Annotated in this window: 16 protein-coding genes; 11 read left to right on the forward strand and 5 right to left on the reverse strand. The window is 73.2% G+C overall.

The features are described 5' to 3' along the window. Positions 1-46: 46 nt before the first annotated feature. The 3 genes from JI751_RS04305 (at position 47) to JI751_RS04315 (ending at position 2,076) form a co-directional block, all read left to right on the forward strand. Positions 47-826 (forward strand): enoyl-CoA hydratase-related protein, encoded by a 780-nt coding sequence (locus JI751_RS04305; RefSeq protein ID WP_201933750.1) that lies wholly within the window; start codon positions 47-49, stop codon positions 824-826. Positions 827-893: 67 nt separating this feature from the next. After that, on the forward strand, positions 894-1,592 hold the full coding sequence (locus JI751_RS04310; protein WP_201933755.1) for an SDR family NAD(P)-dependent oxidoreductase: 699 nt from the start codon (positions 894-896) through the stop codon (positions 1,590-1,592). 61 nt (positions 1,593-1,653) lie between these two features. Further along, positions 1,654-2,076 (forward strand): DUF1772 domain-containing protein, encoded by a 423-nt coding sequence (locus JI751_RS04315; protein ID WP_201933757.1) that lies wholly within the window; start codon positions 1,654-1,656, stop codon positions 2,074-2,076. Between the two features lie 7 nt (positions 2,077-2,083). Here the strand turns inward: JI751_RS04315 and JI751_RS04320 are convergent, their stop codons facing one another. Both JI751_RS04320 and JI751_RS04325 read right to left on the reverse strand, forming a co-directional pair. Next, positions 2,084-2,587: a hypothetical protein gene (locus tag JI751_RS04320; RefSeq protein WP_201933759.1), complete on the reverse strand. Its 504-nt coding sequence runs from the start codon at positions 2,585-2,587 to the stop codon at positions 2,084-2,086. Between the two features lie 139 nt (positions 2,588-2,726). Further along, a complete protein-coding gene (locus JI751_RS04325) occupies positions 2,727-3,680 on the reverse strand; it encodes a hypothetical protein (protein WP_201933761.1) in 954 nt (317 codons plus the stop codon). A 100-nt stretch (positions 3,681-3,780) separates the two neighbouring features. Here JI751_RS04325 and JI751_RS04330 point away from each other — a divergent pair, with 100 nt between their 5' ends. Both JI751_RS04330 and JI751_RS04335 read left to right on the forward strand, forming a co-directional pair. After that, positions 3,781-5,958 (forward strand): HelD family protein, encoded by a 2,178-nt coding sequence (locus JI751_RS04330; RefSeq protein ID WP_201933764.1) that lies wholly within the window; start codon positions 3,781-3,783, stop codon positions 5,956-5,958. A gap of 79 nt (positions 5,959-6,037) precedes the next feature. Beyond that, positions 6,038-6,889: a hypothetical protein gene (locus tag JI751_RS04335; RefSeq protein WP_201933766.1), complete on the forward strand. Its 852-nt coding sequence runs from the start codon at positions 6,038-6,040 to the stop codon at positions 6,887-6,889. 19 nt (positions 6,890-6,908) lie between these two features. Here the strand turns inward: JI751_RS04335 and JI751_RS04340 are convergent, their stop codons facing one another. After that, positions 6,909-7,517 carry a flavin reductase family protein gene (locus JI751_RS04340; RefSeq protein ID WP_201933768.1) on the reverse strand — a complete coding sequence of 203 codons (609 nt, stop codon included), beginning with the start codon at positions 7,515-7,517 and terminating at the stop codon, positions 6,909-6,911. 242 nt (positions 7,518-7,759) lie between these two features. On the opposite strand from JI751_RS04340, the gene JI751_RS04345 reads away from it, so the two are divergent. Continuing rightward, complete coding sequence (locus JI751_RS04345) at positions 7,760-8,449, forward strand: hypothetical protein (RefSeq protein ID WP_201933769.1); 690 nt, start codon at positions 7,760-7,762, stop codon at positions 8,447-8,449. Here the strand turns inward: JI751_RS04345 and JI751_RS04350 are convergent, their stop codons facing one another. Then, on the reverse strand, positions 8,450-9,388 hold the full coding sequence (locus tag JI751_RS04350; RefSeq protein WP_201933770.1) for a DMT family transporter: 939 nt from the start codon (positions 9,386-9,388) through the stop codon (positions 8,450-8,452). A 70-nt stretch (positions 9,389-9,458) separates the two neighbouring features. On the opposite strand from JI751_RS04350, the gene JI751_RS04355 reads away from it, so the two are divergent. From JI751_RS04355 to pabB, 5 genes are all read left to right on the forward strand, one after another. Further along, entirely contained in the window at positions 9,459-10,538 is a 1,080-nt protein-coding gene (locus JI751_RS04355) for an NAD-dependent epimerase/dehydratase family protein (protein ID WP_236665542.1), read from the forward strand. Between the two features lie 44 nt (positions 10,539-10,582). Next, on the forward strand, positions 10,583-12,490 hold the full coding sequence (locus JI751_RS04360) for an anthranilate synthase family protein (RefSeq protein ID WP_201933772.1): 1,908 nt from the start codon (positions 10,583-10,585) through the stop codon (positions 12,488-12,490). Between the two features lie 114 nt (positions 12,491-12,604). Further along, on the forward strand, positions 12,605-14,260 hold the full coding sequence (locus JI751_RS04365; protein WP_201933773.1) for a sulfatase-like hydrolase/transferase: 1,656 nt from the start codon (positions 12,605-12,607) through the stop codon (positions 14,258-14,260). Positions 14,261-14,437: 177 nt separating this feature from the next. Next, the gene (locus tag JI751_RS04370) at positions 14,438-14,998 is read left to right on the forward strand and encodes an anthranilate synthase component II (RefSeq protein ID WP_201933775.1); all 561 of its coding nucleotides are present in this window, start codon (positions 14,438-14,440) and stop codon (positions 14,996-14,998) included. Further along, on the forward strand, positions 14,995-16,266 hold the full coding sequence (pabB, locus tag JI751_RS04375) for an aminodeoxychorismate synthase component I (protein ID WP_201933776.1): 1,272 nt from the start codon (positions 14,995-14,997) through the stop codon (positions 16,264-16,266). Before JI751_RS04370 ends, pabB begins: the two co-directional genes overlap by 4 nt. A 57-nt stretch (positions 16,267-16,323) precedes the next feature. Here pabB and JI751_RS04380 read toward each other — a convergent pair whose 3' ends face one another. Continuing rightward, positions 16,324-17,730 (reverse strand): sensor histidine kinase, encoded by a 1,407-nt coding sequence (locus JI751_RS04380; protein ID WP_201933777.1) that lies wholly within the window; start codon positions 17,728-17,730, stop codon positions 16,324-16,326. Positions 17,731-17,736 lie beyond the last annotated feature (6 nt).

Genomic DNA, 17,736 nt, shown 5'->3' on the forward strand with positions numbered 1-17,736 from the left:
CGGAGCGGGAGGCCGTACGGATGGGCGGTGCGGCAGGATGACCGCCATGCCAGACACGTCCGACGCCCCCACCCAGTCGTCCTCCGAGCTGGTCCACTACTCGGTGTCCGACGCGGTCGCGACGATCACCCTCGACAGCCCGGCCAACCGCAACGCGCTCAGCCGCCAGCTCGTCACCGAGCTCTTCGGGCACCTCGAGCGGGCCGGTGCCGCCGACGACGTACGCGTGGTGCTGGTGGAGAGCAGCGGCAAGGTCTTCTGCTCCGGCGCGGACCTGTCGGAGGCCACGACCGAGGGGATGGAGGTCGGGGCGCGTCGCATCGTCGACCTGCAGCGGCTCGTCGTCACCCTCGACAAGCCGGTGGTCACCAAGAACCTCGGCGCGGTCCGGGCGGGCGGCATCGGCATCGTCGCCGCCGCGGACATCGCCGTCAGCGCCGAGGACGCGACCTTCGCGCTCACCGAGGTCAAGCTCGGCCTGGCGGCCGCGATCATCAGCCTCACCGTCCATCACCGGATGAACCCGCGGGCCGCCGCTCTCACCACGCTCGGCGGCGAGGTGTTCAGCGGCGCCGAGGCGGCGGCGTACGGCCTGGTGACGAAGGCCGTGCCGGCCGAGCGCCTCGACGAGGAGGTCGCCGCGATCTGCGCGAGCCTCGCGACCGGGGCGGCCCAGGGCCTGCGCGAGTCGAAGCGGATCCTCAACCGCGACCTGGTCGCCCGGATCGACGCACTCGGTGACGAGATGGCGACGACCAGCGCGCGGCTGTTCGCCAGCGACGAGGCGCGCGAGGCGATGACGGCCTTCCTGTCCAGGAAGCGCTGACCGGCGACTGCATCCGCCGGGGTGTCGCCGGCAGAGAAGCAGATGCCCCCCGACGAAGGAGACCTCGATGGACGGCCAGCGGCCCACCGGACGTGAGATCGACGGCGCCCGCATCGCCGTGATGGGTGCCACCGGCGCACTGGGGTCGCTGGTGGCCGCCGAGCTCGCGGCGCGCGGGGCCCGCCTGCTCGTGGTCGGTCGCGACCGCGAGCGGTTGGACGCTCTCGGGACGGGCGTGCCGGTGGTCGCCGACCTCGGCGACGCGCACGCCGGCGACGTCGTGGCCGCCGCTGCCCGCGAGCACCTCGGGGGTCTCGACGGTCTGGTCAACGCAGCCGGCGTGGTGGCCTTCGGCACGCTCGCGGACACGCCCGACGAAGTCGTCGAGGAGCTGTTCCTCACGAACGTGATCGGACCGCTCTTCCTGGTGCGCCGGGTCCTGCCCCTGCTCGAGGAGTCCGAGGGCTTCATCCTCCAGCTCAGCGCAGTCGTCGCCGAGCGCCCGATGCCTCGGATGGCGGCCTACTCCGCCTCGAAGGCCGCGCTCAGCGCCGTGGCGACGGCGCTGCGGACCGAGCTGCGGCGCAGCCGTGTCGACGTGTACGACGTCCGCCCGCCGCACACCGAGACCGGACTCGCGTCCCGCCCGATCTCCGGCGTCGCACCCGGCCTGCCGACGGGACTGGCGCCGGCCGACGTGGCGCACCGCATCGTCGAGGCGCTCGCGGCAGGCGCGAAGGACCTCGGGCCGGGCTCCTTCTCATGACCACCCCAGGACGTTCTTCTCCCCCGCTGCGCTCCTCCGGACAACGCCCCGGGGACCCCGGATGAGCACCCCGGCGCCGTGGTTGCTGCTGGTCGCGGCCGCCCATCTGGGCTTCCAGCTGACGGTCGACCTGGTCGTCTACCCGGCGCTCGCCGAGGTCGGGCCCGAGCGGTGGGAGCGCGCGCACGCCGCCCACTCGCGCCGGATCACGCCGGTCGTGGCAGTGGTCTACGTCCCGCTCGTGCTGGTGCTCGGCTGGGCCGCCGTGGCGGAGCCGCGCGACTTCGCCACCTGGGTCGCGATCGCCGGCGGCCTGCTCGCCGTCGTCGCGACCGCGGCCGTGGCCGCGCCGCTCCACGGCAGGCTCTCGTCGGGCGGCGCGGACGAGCGGTCGGTCCTGCTCGACCGGCTCCGCCGGGTCGACCGGGTGCGCACCGTCGGGGCTGCGGTGTGCGCGCTCGGTGCCGTGCTGCTCGTCGCCTGAGCCGACGTCATGGCGTCCGGCTGTCGCGCACCAGCCGGACGAGCTCGGGGGTCGCGAGGCCGAGGTAGGTCTCCTCGGGCGGCGTGCCGATGGCCGCGCTCATCGCTCCGCACGCGGCGGCGTCGAGGGTGAAGGTCCGCGCCGTCCCCGTGAAGTCCTGGAGCACCACGACGTACGACGTCGCCCCGGGTCGGGGCTCGCAGTCGGCCATGCCGTCCCGATAGCCGGTGGTGGCGGCGGCGAGGATGTTGACGACCGACTGGGAGCGCCACTGCTCGACGAACGTACGGCTGTCGCCCTGGCCGGTGTAGGCGCAGACGTCGATCGCCGAGACCTGCCCGGGGATGAGCGGCACCGTGGCCAGCGCCGACGACCCGGGCTCCTCGCGGAGCAGTCCCGCGTCGGCGCCGTCCGGGTTGGTCCCGGTGGTGGTCAGTCCGTCGGGGCAGGTGACGGCGCGCGGCTCGACCCGCGCGCCGGGGTCGCGCGTCCCGCCGGTGCCGCGCAGCACCGTCTCGAGCTGGATGAAGAACAGGTGGTCGTCGACGCAGGCGGTGTCGCCGGCGACCTGGGCGACGCTCCCGTCGGCCGGACCGATCTGGGCGCGGAAGAGCCGGCTCCGGGTGGGCGGCGGAAACGGTTGACGGTGCTCAGGGCGCGCTCCGAGCGATGAGCCGGACGAGCCGCTGGCGGGCGACCCCGAGCGAGGTCGGCTCGGCCGGCGTGCCCAGGGCCGCGACCACCGTCGCGCACTCGGTCGGGTCGATCGCGAGGGTGCGGGCGGTGCCGGTCGCGTCGGCCAGCACGACGACGTACGACGTCCCCCGGGGGCTGGCGCCGCACATCGTCCGGGCGCCGATGTCCACCTGGGTCGTCGCCGCCGAGCGGATCGAGTCGGCGAGGCCGGGGTCGAGCTGCCACTGGCCCGCGAGCACCCGCCCCGGGCCGCGCCCGGTGTAGGCACAGACGTCGGCGGCGACGGCCGGCAGCGGCAGGAAGGGGACCGTCTGCGCAGGCTGGTCCGCGAGCAGGCGGGCGGATGCGCCGTCCCGGTTGGTGGCGTCCGCGGTGAACCGGGCGGGGCAGGTCACCGGTCGCGGGGGCTCCAGCGTCGGCGACTGGGCCGCCGACGCCTCCATCAGCAGGGTGGTCTCGAGCTGGCTGAAGAGCACGACGTCCCGCTCGCTGCAGCCGGTGTCGCCGGTGAGCTCGGCGATGCGTCCGTCGGCCAGCCCGACCTCGATGCGGTAGTGCCCGGCCGGGCCCGGGGACGGACCGACGTCCGCCGCGCAGTCCGGGCGGTCGACCTGCGTCTGCCACAGGCCGGCCGCGACCGAGTCGGCGAGGTCGCCGGTGACGACACCGCTCGGGTGCCGCACCACCTGGGCGTGGCCGCCGGCGACCGGGCAGAAGCGCACCCACTCCGCGCCCTGCTTCCCGATCTCGTCGGTCGGTGCGGTCGCGCGCACGACGCACGCGATCGACCGGGGCGCTGCCGCCGGCTCCGAGCCGGACACGAGCCCGGGCAGGGTGAGGACGGCGACCAGCACGAGGAGGCCGACCGCGACGGCGGCCAGCACGGTCCACCCGGCACGAAGTGTCACGAGATCCACGCTAAATGAGTGTGCAGGCCGAAGCGGGGCTAGGCTTGTCGGTCTGTCCGAGCGGGTTGGACACAGTTCATCGGGGGATGAGGAGCAGCACTTGAGCGAGGAGCTCGAAGCACGCGAGATCGCGGCGGAGCAGCAGTACGTCGACGAGGTCTACGTCCAGCTCGAGGCATCGACGCAGAACGCGAAGGCGCTCGCGGCCGAGGGTCGCAACCGCGGCAAGCTGGAGCACGAGGGCGGTCTCGTCGAGCGCGACGCGATGGTCTTCCAGGCCGCCAAGCGGATCGCCCAGCTCGACGCGGCCCACGAGGGACTGGTCTTCGGCCGGCTCGACCTCGACCCGTCGATCGACGCCCTGCCGCGCTACATCGGGCGCATCGGCGTCCGCAACGCCGACCGCGACGTGCTGCTCATCGACTGGCGCGCGCCCGCTGCCGGCGTGTTCTACCAGGCCACCGCCGCGACCCCGCAGGGCGTCGTACGCCGCCGGGTGCTGCGCTCGCAGCACCGCACGGTGATCGGCGTCGAGGACGAGCTGCTCGACGACCAGGCCGAGACCGACCTGCCGATCGTCGGCGAGGGCGCGCTGATGGCGCAGCTCTCCCGGGCCCGCGACCGGTCCATGCACTCGATCGTCGCGACGATCCAGGCCGAGCAGGACAAGGCCATCCGCGCGCCCGGGAAGGGCGTCGTGTCGATCTCGGGCGGACCGGGCACCGGCAAGACCGTCGTCGCGCTGCACCGCGCGGCGTTCCTCCTCTACTCCGACCGACGTCGCTACGAGGGCGGCGGCGTGCTCGTCGTCGGACCCAGCGGGGTCTTCATGCGCTACATCGAGCGCGTGCTCCCCAGCCTCGGCGAGACCGCCGTCGCGCTGCGCTCGCTCGGCGAGGTCGTCGGTGGCATCCGCGCGACCCGCCACGACGAGCCGGCCGTGGCCGACATCAAGGGCGCCACGAGGATGGCCGAGCTGATGCGGCGTACGGCGCGCCAGCACGCGCCGGGCGCCCCGACCAGCTTCCGCATCTACTGGCGCGACGACACGATCGTGCTCGACCCCGGCCTGCTCGGCCGGCTGCGCCGCCAGCTGATGTCGCAGGGCCGCCGCAACCGCCAGCTCCCGCGCGTCGCCCGGACGCTCCTCGACGCGATGTGGCGCCAGGTGCAGGGCGAGCGCGGTCGCGAGCGTGGCCGTGAGGCCTTCGACGACGACATGCTCGGCCACGCCGGCTTCGTCGAGTTCGCCTCGTCGTGGTGGCCGCCGCTCGACGCGGCCACCGTCTTCGGCTGGCTGCGCGACCCCGAGTTCCTCTCGCGGGTCGGCGAGGGCGTCGTCAGCCGCGAGGAGCAGCTGCTGCTCGCCAAGTCGTGGGCCTCCGACGGCTGGTCGATCGAGGACGTGCCGCTGCTCGACGAGCTGCGCTACGCCATCGGTGACGTGCCGCAGCGCACCGACGACGAGCGCGACCTCGACGAGACCGGCCTCCTCGAGGGCGGCGTCGACCTCCAGGAGCTCACCACCATCTCCGAGCGGGAGTACGCCCCGGGCGGTCTCGCCTGGTCGGCCCCGACCCACCGCATCGAGGACGACGGCTACGCCCACGTCCTCATCGACGAGGCCCAGGACCTGACGCCGATGCAGTGGCGGATGGTCGGTCGCCGCGGCCGCGCCGCGAGCTGGACGATCGTCGGCGACCCGGCGCAGTCGTCGTGGCCCGACGCCCCCGAGGCCACCCGCGCCCGGCTCGAGGCGCTGGAGGGCAAGGAGCTCCACGAGTTCCACCTGTCCACCAACTACCGCAACTCCGCCGAGATCTACGCCTTCGCGGCCGACTACGCGCAGCGCGTGGGCCTCGACGCCGACCTGCCGGATGCCGTACGCCGCACCGGCGAGGAGCCGCGGGTCGTGGGTCCGGTCGACGACCTCGAGTCCGCCGTGCGTGCGGCCGTGACCGAGACGGCCGGCCGCGTGCAGGGCACCGTCGGCATCGTCGTACCCGTCGCGCGTCGCTCGGAGGTCAACGCCTGGCTGGCGTCCTGGCCGGAGCTGGCGTCCGACGCCGCCGGGGCCCGGGCCGCGGTCGACTCCAGCGTCACGCCGAGCGGCGAGGACCGCGTCGTCGTCCTCACCGGGCTCGACACCAAGGGCCTGGAGTTCGACGGCATCGTGGTGGTCTCGCCGCAGGAGATCGAGGACGAGTCGGCGACGGGTCGCGCGACCCTCTACGTCGTGCTCACGCGTGCCACGCAGCTGTTGACCACCGTCGGCTGAGGTCGCGTTTCGGGTTGTCGGTGGGGCGTGCGTACGATCGCCCACTCGTCCTGCACGACCACGACCTTTGGGGAGGCCGATGTCCCGGCGCGCGCCAGTCCTCGCAGCCCTGACGCTCGCCGTCCTCGGTCTGCTCGCCGGACCTGCGCAGGCGACCCTCCCGCGCGGTGACCGCGTCGAGTCCGACCCCGACCCGAGCTGGGGCTGGGAGCTCCTCTTCGAGGACGGCTTCGACGGCCCGGCCGGCACCCAGTCCCCCCAGTGGCACGCGATGACGGGCTGGAACCCGGCTCTGCAGAACGGCGTCGGCCAGCTCGACGTCTCGGCCCTGTCGCAGCTGCGCTCGACGTCGGGCTGGGTGCTCCCGGCCGGGACGACGGTGAAGGTGTCGGCCAGCCTCCTCATGCCCGACACCGGCACGAACTACGCGGCCGTATGGGTGCAGCACCCCAACGCCCTCGACCCGCGCGAGATCGACGTGATCGAGAGCTACGGCCCCCTCAAGCCTGCGGGCGCGCAGGCCGCCTCGCACCTCTGCTACGACGAGACGCTCGACAACGGCGTCGACGAGTGCGCCGCCGCCGGGCTCGCCCCCGAGCTGCTGCCTGTCACCGACCGGTTCCGCGACGGCGCCGAGCCCTGGGACGGCTACTGGGAGTACGACGCCGTCTTCACCGTCGGCGGTGACGACGTCTCCTTCTCCGCCCAGGACGGGTTCGGCAACCAGGCGTACGCCCTCCGCACCGCGCCCGACCCCCGCCGTGTCCCCGGCAACCTGCTGCCCTTCCACCTCCGGTTGTCCAACAAGGACGTCGACCCGCAATACGCCGTCCCCGGCGGCACGCGGCTGAGCATGCTCGTCGACTGGGTGCGCGTCGAGGTGCGCTACCCGCCCGACCCGCGCCCGGTCCCCACCCCGCCGGTCGGGTAGCCCGCTCCCCGTTGACGGGTCATTGCGGGCGGCGCATGTCGAACCGGTTGCTGGTGTCGATGCCGAAGTAGGCCGTCGGCCCGCCAGCCCGCAGGATCGGCTGCGCCCGGGCGGTGTCGTAGATCCCGTCCACGAGCAGGTCCTCGTCGATGTGCACGCCGACCACCTCGCCGACGGTGAACCACGCTCCGCTGGCATCCCCCGTCGCGGTCTGCAGCTCGATGATCTGGGTGACTCGGCACTCGAAGGTGACCGGCGCCGCTGCGACCCGAGGTGCCTCGACCACCAGCGAGGGCACCGACTCGAGGCCGGCCGCCTCGAACTCGTCGATGTCCTCGGCGGTGGAGGTCGCGTTCATCTGCTCAGCCAGTGCGCGGGTGGCGAGGTTCCAGGTGAACTCGCGCGTCGCCTCTGCGTTGGCCACAGTTCCCTTCCAGCCGTTGCTGGAGAAGCCCACCAGCGGCGGGACGTAGTTGAGCGCGTTGAAGAAGCTGTAGGGCGCAAGATTGCGTCGGCCCTGCGTGTCGAGGGTCGCGATCCAGCCGATCGGGCGCGGGGCGACGATCGAGTTGAAGGGGTCGTGTGGCAGCCGATGGCCGTCCGCGGGGCGGTAGAAGTGTTCGCTCACCGTTGCATGACATCAGAGCGCTCGGATGGCCCGGGCATGGACAAGCCCCTTCACGCCTCCTCGACTCAGGCCGAGCGACGCAGGGGCCGCGCATTGCCCGCGCAACCGGGTCGGCCGAAAGCACGAGACGCGGACCGGTCATCCGGCTCATCGGGCTCGGGCTCCGGGGCCGATCCGCCTGCCGGCCGCGTGGGCAAGCGTGGAGCCATGCGGTCGCCCGACCGCGACGAAGGAGCAACGAGATGAGCACCACGGCCCTGCCAGACATCCGCGCGGCGCGCGACGAGCGGGTCGTGGGTGCCCTGGCCCTCGCGCTGGCAGCGTCGCTGGTCGTCCAGAACGCGGCGGTGGCCTGGGCCGCGGCACCGAGCTACGCCGCCCCGATGACGGAGGTGCTCGCCTTCCACGCCGAACACCGCGGAGCGGTCGCCATTGCCGTCGGGCTCGAGGCGCTGAACCTCCCGCTGCTCCTCGGGTTCCTCGCCGGCCTCCGCGGGCTCGTCGAGCAGCGCGGCGGTGCGGGAGCGGTCTGGTCGCGGCTCGCGCTGGCCGCCGGCGCCGTCCTCTCGGCCGCCTTCGGGCTCTACGCGGTGCTGTGGATCGGGACCGTCCTCGTCGCCGACGGCCTGACCGGGCCCACGCCGTTGCTCGAGCTGGTCTGGCAGCTGCACGCGGCCGCGTTCGCCTTCGTGCTGTCGGCGCTCGGCACGACCCTCGTCGCCGCAGCGCTGACCACGCACGCGGGCCGCCTGACTGCGCCGTGGCAGCGGTGGCTCGGACTCGTCGGGGGCGGCCTGATGCTCGCCGCGGGAGCCGCCAGCCTGCCGATCGCGGACGGCTCGTCACTGCTGTTCGTGGGGATGCCCGGGTACGCCGCCTGGCTCGTGTGGCTCCTCGCCACCGGCGTACGCCTGGTGCGCAGGGCCGCGTAGTCAGCGCAGGTGCGCGTCCGGGAGCAGCGGGCCGGCGGCAGCGGCGGGGCGCCCGAGCCCGGCGACGGCGCCGAGCACGAGCACGATGCCGGCCACGGCCACCGGACCGAGGGCCTCGCCGAGCACCACCGCGGCGACGACCGCCGCGGTCACGGGTTCGACCAGGCTCGCGGTCACCGCGGTGCTCGGCGCGACGACGCGCAGACCGGAGTAGAGCAGCACGTAGGCGAGCGCCATCGTCAGGGCGCCGAGGTAGAGCAGCCACCCCAGCGCCACGGCGTCGGTGGTGACGCGCGGCCCGTCGACCACCGCGAGGCAGGGGAGCAGGACGGCCGCCCCGACGAGCGTCATGCCACTCGTCAGCACCAGCGGCGACGACGTACGGCTCACCGTGCCGCCGGCCACCGTCGTGACGGCGTACGTCGTCCCGGACGCGATCGCGAGCAGCACCCCGGCGACCGGGGCGGGGCCGGTCGACGACTCGTGCCCGGCGACGCTGACGAGCACCAGCCCGACGAGCGCCGCGCCCAGCACCGCGAGCCGCGAGGACGCGGGGGAGCGACGGTCGCGCACCGACTCGAGGACGGTGAGCAGCACCGGAGCCAGCCCGAGGCTGACCACGGTCGAGACGGCGACGCCGACCTGGGTGACCGAGACGAAGTAGAAGCCCTGGTAGGCCGCCGTGCCGGCGCCGACCGCGAGGAGCTGGCGCGGGTGCCGGCGGGCGAGGTCGACCAGCTCGCCACCCCTGCGCAGGGCGACGAGCGCGCCGAGCAGGACCGCCGCGGCGATCGCCATCCGCCAGGCGCTGATCGTGACGGGCGAGAGGGCCTCGTGCTCGCGGATCAGCTGCACGGCCAGGCCGCCGGTGCCCCACAGGACGCTCGCCGCGCCGACCTCGAGCAGTCCGCGCAGGTGGGACCGCGACCCCTGGCTCATGGCGCGAGTCTGTCAGCGCCGGGGCGCCTCGACATCCGGGTTTCGCCCCTCGACTCCTAGGGTGTGGGCCATGTCGTCATCGCAGCAGGCAGGCGGCCGCGTCCTCGTCACGGGCGGAGCCGGCTTCATCGGCACGACCCTCGCGCGGCAGCTCGCGGACTCCGCCGAGCAGTGGGTCGTCCTCGACAACCTCCACCCGCAGGTGCACCCGGGCTCGCAGCCCCCGGCCGACCTCCCCGACTCCGTCGACCTCCGCGTGGGGGACGTCACGAGCGCGCACGACCTGGACGCCGTCGTCGCCGACCTGCGCCCCGACACCGTGATCCACCTCGCGGCCGAGACCGGCACCGCGCAGTCGCTGGCGGAGAGCACGCGCCACGGGATGGTCAACGTCGTCGGCACCACCCAGCTGCTCGACGCCCTCACCCGCGCCGGCCACGTGCCCGGTCACTTCGTGCTGACCAGCTCGCGCGCGGTCTACGGCGAGGGCGTGTGGCGCAACCCGGACGGCTCGACCTTCCAGCCCGGCCTGCGCACCCACGCGCAGCTCGAGGCGGGGAAGTGGGACCACGGCGACGGCGCCGTCCACGTGCCCAACACGGTCGCCGGCACCCACCCGAACCCGATCAACGTCTACGGCGCGACCAAGCTCGCGCAGGAGCAGATCCTGTCGGCGTGGACCGGCTCGCACGACACCCGCCTCTCGGTGCTGCGCCTGCAGAACGTCTACGGCCCGCGCCAGTCGCTGTCCAACCCCTACACCGGTATCGTCTCGCTCTTCTCGCGGCTGGCCCGCGAGGGCGAGTCGATCCCGCTCTACGAGGACGGCGACATCACCCGCGACTTCGTCCACATCGACGACGTGGTCAGCGCCCTGGTAGCCGCGATCGCCGCCCCGCCGGTCGACCACATGCGCACGGTCGACGTCGGCAGCGGCGTCCGCACCACGATCGGTGACCTGGCCCGCGAGATCGCCCGCTACCACTCGGCGCCGGAGCCGCACGTCACGGGCCAGTACCGCGACGGCGACGTCCGGCACGCGTCCTGCACGGTCGAGGACACCGTCCGCACCCTCGACTGGGAGCCGCGGGTGAGCCTGCGCGACGGCGTCGCCGGGCTCCAGGACTGGATCGCGACGCAGCTCGACTGAGACGGGCTCGGATCGCCCGGCGGCGCGCCCGTAGGGTTTCGGCCATGACCGAGACCCCCACCGTCGCCGACCTCCTGGAGCAGATCCAGGGGTACGGCGCATGGGCGGTCATCCGGCGCAAGGCCGCGCCGACCGTCGGCCTGGTCGGCGGCACGCCCCACGAGGTGGCGTCGCTGCTCGACATCCCGCTGGAGTCCGGCGCCCCCGAGCCGGGGCGCAGCGCCGACCGGTTGGTCGCCGTGCCGTTCCGGCAGGTGCGCGAGCGCGGCTTCGCCGCCATCGACGACGGCACGCCGCTGACCGTCGTCGACATCGAGGTCGAGCACGAGGTGGCGGTCGACGACCTCCTCGCCGCGTTGCCCGACGTGCCGGTCGAGCTCGCCGACCGCGGCGGCTTCGCGACCAGCGACGAGGACTACGGCACGGTCGTCGAGGCGATCATCCGCGACGAGATCGGCCAGGGCGAGGGCGCCAACCTCGTGATCGGCCGGCACTACCGCGCCGCCCTCGCGGACTGGGACGCGACGAAGGCGCTCACCGTGCTGCGCCGCCTCATGGAGCGCGAGCGCGGGGCGTACTGGACCTTCTGCTTCTTCACCGGCGACCGCTTCCTCATCGGCGCCAGCCCCGAGCGGCACGTCTCCGTGCGCTCGGGCGACGTCCGGATGAACCCGATCTCCGGGACCTTCCGCGTCGCGGGCCACGGTGACGACCCCGATGCGCTGAAGACGCACCTCCTCGACTTCCTCGGGAACGAGAAGGAGGTCTTCGAGCTCTTCATGGTCGTCGACGAGGAGCTCAAGATGATGTGCGACATCTGCCACGAGGGCGGCCAAGTGCTCGGGCCGTTCCTCAAGCCGATGACGCACCTGATCCACACCGAGTACCTCCTCGCCGGGCGGTCCGACCGCGACCACCGCGAGATCCTGCGCGACACCATGTACGCCGCGACGGTGACGGGCGCCCCGGTCGAGAACGCCTGCCGCCTGATCGCCGACTACGAGCCCGAGGGCCGCGGCTACTACGGCGCCGCGCTCGCGCTGTTCGGCCGCTCGCCCGACGGCACGCCGACCATGGACAGCCCGATCCTGATCCGCACCGCCGACGTCTCGCCGGCAGGCGAGCTCAAGGTGACCGCGGGCGCGACACTCGTGCGCGACTCCGACGCGGCTTACGAGGTCGCGGAGACCCGGGCCAAGGCGGGCGGCATCCTCAGCGCCTTCGGGCTGGCGCCGGCGGCGACCTCCGACGGCACGGACATCGCCGAGCTCGCGCGGGACGAGGACGTCGTACTCGCGCTGGGGTCGCGCAACCAGCGGCTCTCGCGCTTCTGGCTGACCGACCAGGCCGGCGAGCCCGCCGACCCCTCGCTCGCCGGGAAGTCGGTCGTGATCCTGCACGGCGAGGACGACTTCGTGAACATGCTCGTCCACGTGCTCGGCGTCTTCGGCATGACAGCGACCGTGGTGCGGCACGAGGACTACGCGGCGGGGGCCTTCGACGGCGCCGACCTCGTCATCGTCGGCCCCGGCCCCGGCGACCCGCGCGAGGGCGACCACCCGAAGATCGCGGCGTTCCGACAGGCCGTCGACGACCTGCTCGCCTCCGGCCAGCCCTTCCTCGCGGTCTGCCTCGGCCACCAGACGCTGTGCCAGCGGCTCGGGCTCGAGCTGGGCTACAAGGACGTCGTCTTCCAGGGCACGCAGTCGCCGGTCCGGCTCGACGGTCGGACCGAGCGCGTCGGCTTCTACAACACCTTCGTCGGCCGGGTGCCCGACGGCGCCGCGCTGCCCGAGGGCGTACGGGTCGAGGCCGACGAGGCGACGGGCGACATCCACGCGATCGTCGGCCCGCACTTCCGCGGCATCCAGTTCCACGCCGAGTCGATCCTCACCGAGAACGGCTACGACCTGCTGCACAGCGCTGTCTGCGGCCTGCTCCTCGATACCTGAGGACGTGGTGGACGGAGATCGGGGCGGATCGCGCACGTGACGTCCTCAGATATCCGGGTGGGGAAAGTAAAGTCCCCCTGCAGGGATTGATCTGGGGGACCACGGGGGAGACACGTGCAGCACGTCAGACGAGCATGGGCAGCGGTCTGCCTGTTCACGACCATCGCCACCGCGGGGGCCTTCGGCACGTCGGTCGGCACGGCCGGGGCGGAGGCCGCAGCGACGGTCGCTGCGGACGGGCGACCCAACGTCGTCGTGGTGATGCTCGACGACTTCTCGATGGACCTCGTCCAGACGATGCGGTCGGTGCAGAAGATGCGCAAGGCGGGGGCGTCCTACCCGCACTCCTTCGTCACCGACACGCTGTGCTGCGTGTCGCGGTCGAGCTTCTTCACGGGCCAGTACCCCCACCAGACCGGCGTCCTCACCAACACCAGCAACCAGGGCAGGTCGATGCTCGGCGGCTGGGCGGCCTACGCCGCCAACGGCAACCCGGAGCGCGCGTTCAACGTGCGGCTCCAGGAGTCCGGCTACACCACCGGCTTCGTGGGCAAGTTCCTCAACGAGTACGAGTGGTCGCCCGGCCGCGCGCTGCCGCCGGTGGTGCCGGGCTGGTCGACCTTCAACACCGTCTTCGGCTCGGCCTACGACGGCTGGGACTTCGCCAGCACCTCGCTCGACGGCGGCCGCCTGCGGCTGACCCAGCACGACGCACCTCCCGCGAGCGCGAGCAACGCCGCCAAGGACAAGGCGTACGCCGGCACGGTGGCCGGCGACCTGGCGATGGACTTCCTGGCGGCCAACGAGGCCGCGGACGCGCCGTACTTCCTGGAGGTCGCGCTCTACGCGCCCCACAACCGCACCCAGCCCGAGGGCCACTACCCCGGCGATCCGCTCTTCCCGCCGATGTTCCGCGACCGCGAGGGCGAGCGCAGCTGCGGGCGGGTGGCGTGCAGCAAGCTGACGTCCGCTGACCTCCCGGGCCTCGGCGACTCGGCGAAGGACAACCGACCGCGCACCGCGTCAGGCAAGCGGGCGCGTGCGTGGAACACGGGCTCCCCGCTGTCGAAGGCCGTGGCCGTGCGCGACCTGCGCAACCGAGCGCGGATGTCGCAGTCCGCCGACCGGCTGATCACGAAGATCCTGCGGACCGTCGGCCCGGACACCTACGTCGTGCTGACCTCCGACAACGGCTTCCACCTCGGGCAGAACGGGCTCGGCCGCGGCAAGGGGACGGCGTACGACACCGACGTGCGGGTGCCGCTGCTGGTCACCGGGCCGGGCGTCGTGCCGGGGCAGCGCAAGGAGGTCACCAGCAACATCGACCTCGCGCCGACCTTCGAGGAGCTGGCCGGGCTGGCGCCCGTGCCCTACCGCAGCGGGCTGTCGCTGGTGCCAACCTTCACGCAACCGGCGCTGGTGCGGCAGTCGTACGCCTTCCTCGAGCACACGCAGCAGACCCTGACCGGCGGTGATCCCGACGCGGCCTTCAGCGGCCCGGAGCTCGACCGGATCCCGTCCTACACCGCGGTGCGCAGCCGGCTCGCGCTGCTCGTGCGGCTCGACCTCGACCCGCGGAGCAAGCGCACGTCGTGGGGCTACGAGTACTACAGCTATCGCCAGGACCGCTGGGAGCGGCGCAACGCCTTCGCCAGCCCGAGGCGGAAGCCCGAGGTCGACCTGCTGATGGCCAAGCTGGCCGCCTTCGACCAGTGCCGAGAGGTCCGTGCCCAGCCGGTCTCCGAGGCGTGTCGCCGCCTGCGCTCCTAGCACTGATGACTGAGGCCCCGGCGTCGTGCAGGCGAGCGGCGCTCAGCGCCGCGCTCGCAAGGCGCCGGAGCGATGTCGTACCGGATCGTCCTTCGAGCGACGGCAACGCAGCGAGCGTGGATGCTGAGCGTCGCGGAGCGCGCGACGCCGGGGCCTCACTCATCTAGGGTCTGGCGCGTGACGCCGGACGTGATCGTGGTCGACCACCACGACTCCTACACGTGGAACCTGGTGCACCTCGTCGCCGCGGTGACCGGCGTCCTGCCGCGCGTGGTCGAGCACGACGAGGTGGAGCCCGCGGACGTGCTGCGCCACTCCCACGTCGTGCTGTCGCCGGGCCCCGGCCATCCGGCCGTGGCCTCCGACTTCGCCGTGGGGACGGCGGTCCTGCTCGACGGGTCGCGCCCGGTGCTCGGGGTCTGCCTGGGCATGCAGGGCCTGGTGACGGCGTACGGCGGCGAGGTCGCGCGCCTGGCTCCCGCGCACGGGGACGTCGCGACGATCCGCCACGACGGCGAGGGCGTGTTCTCCGGCCTGCCGCAGGACTTCGACGCCGTGCGCTACCACTCGCTCGGCGCGGTCGCCCTCCCTGCGACGCTCGTCGCGACGGCGTGGAGCGAGGACGGCGTCGTGATGGGCGTCCGGCACGTCGACCTGCCGCTCGAGGGTGTGCAGTTCCACCCCGAGTCCATCCTGTCGGAGCACGGCGCCGAGCTGGTCGGGAACTTCCTCTCGTGAGCGACGAAGCCACCGAGTTCTTCCTCGACGTCGCGGCCCAGCACGAGCGGTGCTTCTGGCTCGACGGCGGCGGCGCGCGCGAGTGGTCGGGCCGCCGCTCGATCATCGGGTGGCTCGCCGACCACAACGAGTCGCTCTCGTGGTCGGCGGCGCGACGTGAGGTGACCCTCCACGTCGGCGGGGCGTCGACGGTCGTGGGCGACGACATCTTCGCCGTGCTCGAGGCGCGGATGCGTTCCGGCGAGCAGTGGTTCGGCTACCTCGGCTACGCCTCCCGCGCCGACCTCCCCGCCTCGCCCGACCCGTGGCTGCCCGACGCGGTCTGGATGCGCCCGACGGCGGTGCGAGTGTTCGAGCACCCGCAGCCCGTGCATGAGTCCCCGCACGTGCGGGGAGTCCGTCACTTGGAGGCCGTTGCAACCCCCTCCAAGAGTCCGACTCGCCCTCCAAGTCCCGTCCCGGCGGAGTACGCAGCCGCGTTCGCCCGCGTCCAGGAGCACCTCCACGCGGGCAACTCCTACGAGGTCAACCTCACCCATCGGCTGAGCATCACTGACGACCTCGACCCGGTGACGGCGTACCTCCGGCTGCGCGAGCTCAACCCCGCGCCGTACAGCGGGTTCCTCCAGCACGACGTCGACGGCGCGCGCGCCTGGCTGCTGTCGAGCTCGCCGGAGCGGTACGCGCTGGTGACCCCCGACCGGCACCTCGAGACCAAGCCGATCAAGGGCACCACCCCGCGCGGCGCGACGCCGGCGGAGGACGAGCTCCTGCGGACGCGGCTGGCCACGGAGAGCAAGACGCGCGCCGAGAACCTGATGATCGTCGACCTGCTGCGCAACGACCTGTCGATGGTCTGCGAGGTCGGCTCCGTCGAGGTGCCTGCGCTCATGCAGGTCGAGTCCTACGCATCGGTCCACCAGCTCGTGTCGACGGTGCGCGGCCGCCTCCGCGACGACGTCACGACCGTCGGCGCGCTGCGGGCGCTCTTCCCGGCGGGCTCGATGACGGGCGCGCCCAAGCTCCGCACGATGGAGATCATCGACGAGGTCGAGTCGACACCGCGTGGGGTGTACGCCGGCGCCTTCGGCTGGATCAGCGGCGACGGCCCGGCCGACCTCGGGGTGGTCATCCGGTCGCTGACGACCGACGGCGGCGGGACCTGGCGGCTCGGCACGGGCGGTGGGATCACCGTCCGCTCGGACGTGGACGAGGAGTGGGCGGAGTCGGAGTGGAAGGCCGAGCGGCTGCTCCGCGTCTTCGACTGAGCTTCGCACCCGAGTTCCACGGTTCGTAGCCCAGATCTGGGCCACTAACCGTTGCGGTCACCGGATATCCGGTGACTCCAGCGCCGCCCCGACCCCCGGCAGCCACAACGCGAACCGGGCCCCGCCCTCGGGCGACTCCGCCACCTCGATCCGGCCGCCGTGCCGGTCGACGACCTGCCGCACGATCGCGAGCCCGAGGCCGGAGCCGGGCATCGCGCGCGACTCCTCGGAGCGGAAGAACCGCTCGAAGATGTGGGGCCGGTCGGCCTCGGCGACACCGTCGCCCTGGTCGTCGACGACGAGCGTGCCGTCGGTGAGCCGGACGGTCACGGTGCCGTCGGAGGGGCTCCACTTCGCGGCGTTGTCGAGGAGGTTCGTCACCGCGCGCTCGAGGCTGCTGGAGTCGCCCACGACGAGCCACGGCTCGGTCGCCACGTCGAAGGCGATGCCCTGCGCGCGGCGGCGTACGCGCGTCACGGCGCGGTCGACGACGTCGGCCAGGTCGACCTGCGCGACGACGTGGGTCATTGGCTCGTCGCGGGCGAGCTCGACGAGGTCACCGACGAGTGCGCTGAGCTCCTCGATCTGGCCGCGCACGTCGTCGAGCAGCTCGAGCCGCGCCTCGGCGGGGAGCGCCGTGTTGCCCTCGGCCTGACGCAGCAGGTCGAGGTTGGTGCGCAGCGACGTGAGCGGCGTGCGGAGCTCGTGGCTCGCGTCGGCGACCAGCCGACGCTGACGGTCGCGCGAGGCGCCGAGCGCCAGCAGCATCTGGTTGAACGCCGTCGCGAGACGCGCGACCTCGTCGTCGCCCTCGACCCGCAGCGGCGCGAGGTCCTCGGTCTCGGCGATGCGTTCCACGACCTGGGTGAGCCGGCGGACGGGTCTCAGGCCGTTGCGCGCGACGAGCCATCCCGCGAGCATCGCGGCCAGCACGCCGAGTGCGCCGAACACGAAGAGGACGCCGCCGAGCTTGCCCAGCGTGCGCTCGGTCTCGGTCAGCGGCTGCGCCAGGATCAGCGCCTGGCCGCTCCCCGCGCGGACGGTCGCGACGCGGTAGCGCTCGCCCTCCTCCGTGACGAGCGTGCGCACGACCGACTCGCGCTGCCCTGTGACGACCGTGTACTCCGGCTCGCCGAGGCTGAACGTCGGGATCGCGGTGCCGGACATGCCGCGGCCCTCGGAGTTGATCAGGATGATCCGCACGTCCGCGGCGCCGAGGACCCACAGCGGCACGTCGCCGGCCGCGATCGCCGACAGCGTCGTGTCGCTGGTGGCCTTGTGGGCGCGGTTGAGCAGCGACTGGTCGAGGGAGCTGATGAGCTGCTGGCGCATCACGACGTACGCCGTCAGCGACAGGATCGCGATCGACACCCCGAGCGCCAGCGTGGTGAGGACCGCGACGCGCGACGCCAGCGAGCGGCGGTAGTGCCACCGCCCCTGGGCGAGGGCCTCCTCGGGCCTCATCGCGTC

Source organism: Nocardioides baculatus (genome assembly GCF_016735675.1).
GTDB lineage: Bacteria > Actinomycetota > Actinomycetes > Propionibacteriales > Nocardioidaceae > Nocardioides > Nocardioides baculatus.